General features: G+C 72.7%; 1 protein-coding gene. It reads right to left on the bottom strand.

Going from position 1 to position 2,568, the window contains the following annotated elements:
• The coding region (locus tag E1266_RS36775) for an Rne/Rng family ribonuclease (RefSeq protein ID WP_132055150.1) at positions 1–2,546 on the bottom strand (2,546 nt) is incomplete at its 3' end.
• Positions 2,547–2,568: the final 22 nt, after the last annotated feature.

Genomic DNA, 2,568 nt, shown 5'->3' with positions numbered 1-2,568 from the left:
GGGCGCTTGGCCGGGCCACTCCGCCGGGGGCGGGTGCGCACCGGGGCCGGTTCCGGTTCCGGTTCCGGCTTGGTCTCTTCGGCGCGGATCGGCTCCGGCTCCGGCTCGGGCTCGGGGGTCGGCTCGGGCTTCGGTGTTTCGTGCCGGGCCAGCTTTTCCTCTACAGCCTTTTCGACCTCGCCCTTGCGCTTGCGGCGGCGGCCGCTCTCCTTGCCGGACGCCTTGTCCGCCTTGGGCTCGACCGGGGTCAGGTGGACGTGGATGCCGCGTCCGTTGCAGGACTCGCAGGTCTCCGAGAACGCCTCCAGGAGGCCCTGGCCGACGCGCTTGCGGGTCATCTGGACGAGGCCGAGCGAGGTGACCTCGGCCACCTGGTGCTTGGTGCGGTCCCTCGACAGGCACTCCACGAGGCGGCGCAGGACCAGGTCCCGGTTGCTCTCCAGCACCATGTCGATGAAGTCGACGACGATGATGCCGCCGATGTCGCGGAGCCGGAGCTGGCGGACGATCTCCTCGGCCGCCTCCAGGTTGTTGCGGGTGACGGTCTCCTCCAGGTTTCCGCCCTGCCCGGTGAACTTGCCGGTGTTGACGTCGATGACCGTCATGGCCTCGGTGCGGTCGATCACCAGCGAGCCGCCGGACGGCAGCCACACCTTGCGGTCCATCGCCTTGGCGATCTGCTCGTCGATGCGGAACGCGGACAGCGCGTCCTGGTCGCCGGTCCAGCGCTCGACGCGGTCGGCGAGGTGCGGCGCGACGTACTGGACGTACTCGGAGATCGTGTCCCAGGCCTCGGCACCGGACACGACGAGCTTGGAGAAGTCCTCGTTGAAGATGTCGCGGACGACCCGGATCGTCAGGTCGGGCTCGCCGTAGAGAAGGGAGGGCGCGGAAGCCGTCTTGACCTTCTTCTGGATGCTCTCCCACTGCGCGGCGAGCCGCGACACGTCGCGGGACAGCTCCTCCTCGGTGGCGCCCTCGGCCGCGGTCCGGACGATCACGCCGGCGTTCTCCGGCATGACCTTCTTCAGGATCGACTTGAGGCGGCTGCGCTCCTTGTCGGGGAGCTTGCGGCTGATGCCGGTCATCGAGCCGTCCGGCACGTAGACCAGGTAGCGGCCGGGCAGCGAGACCTGGCTGGTGAGGCGGGCGCCCTTGTGGCCGAGCGGGTCCTTGGTGACCTGGACGAGCACCGACTGGCCCGACTTCAGCGCCGACTCGATGCGGCGCGGCTGGCCCTCCAGGCCGGAGGCGTCCCAGTTGACCTCGCCCGCGTACAGGACGGCGTTGCGGCCCTTGCCGATGTCGACGAACGCCGCCTCCATCGAGGGCAGCACGTTCTGGACCTTGCCGAGGTAGACGTTGCCCACGTACGACTGGTGGGTGGCGCGGTTGACGTAGTGCTCGACGAGGACGTCGTCCTCCAGGACGGCGATCTGGGTGCGTTCGCCCTCCTGCCGCACCACCATGACCCGCTCGACGGACTCGCGGCGCGCGAGGAACTCGGCCTCGGTGATCACCGGCGGGCGGCGGCGGCCCTGCTCGCGGCCCTCCCGGCGGCGCTGCTTCTTCGCCTCCAGGCGGGTCGAGCCGCGGACGGACTGGACCTCGTCCTCGGCTGCGCTTCTCTCGGCGGCACGCGTGGCGCGGACGTGCACGACGGTGTTGGGCGGGTCGTCGGTGCCGTTCGCGCCGTCGCCGTCGGTACCGGAGCGGCGCCTGCGGCGGCGCCGGCGGCGGCTCGTCCCGGACTCGCCGTCGTCGTCGGCGGACTCCTGCTCGTCCTCTTCGGCCTTGGGCTTGGCGGCCCTGTCCTTCTTGGCCTTGGCGCCGTCGGTCTTGGCGGTGTCCTTCTTGGCGCTCTTGGCGGGCTGCTCGTCGCCGGAGTCGTCGGCCTCGGAGTCCGCGCCGTCGTGGCCGTGCTCCGTCTCGTCCTCGCCGCCTTCGCGGCCCCTGCCGCGGCCGCGGCCGCCGCGGCGGCGGCGCCGGCGGGACGGGCGGTCGTCGGAGTCGTCGTCGTCGTCGGAGGGCCGCTCCGCGGCCTCGTCGTCGCCGGTGTCGTGGTCGGCGGGTTCGGCGTCGCGCTTCGGCTCGTCCTTGGGACGGGCGGGGGGCTCGGCCTTCGGCTGCGGCGGCTGGAAGACGACCATCGGCGGCTGGAACGTCACGCCGGGGACGCCCACGCCGCTCGCGGGCTCGATGTCGGACACCTGCTCGGCGGGGGTCTCGGTCCCGGGTGAGGGGACCTCCGGCACGGCCGGGACGGCGGGCACCGTGGGCGCGTCGGGCGCGGTGGCGGCGGACGCGGAGCGGCGGCGGGTCCGGGTGCGGGGCGGCGGCGCCTCGTCCGGCTGCTCGCCGGCGTCGGCGCTCGCGGGGTCGGTCTCGGTGTCGGGGGACGTCTCGGCCCCGGTCATGGGGACGGGCTCGGACGTCTCGGCGGCCTTCCCGCTCCTGGTGCGGGTGCGCGTCCGGGTGGCGCGCTTCGGCGGCTCGGCCTCTTCGGAGGGTGCGTCCCCGGAAGGTTCGGGCTGTCTCTTATACACACCTGACGCTGCCGACGAATAG

Origin of the sequence: Actinomadura sp. 7K534, from assembly GCF_004348575.1 — a bacterium.
GTDB classification, from domain to species: domain Bacteria; phylum Actinomycetota; class Actinomycetes; order Streptosporangiales; family Streptosporangiaceae; genus Spirillospora; species Spirillospora livida.
This window is presented reverse-complemented; position numbering and strand designations above follow the sequence as displayed.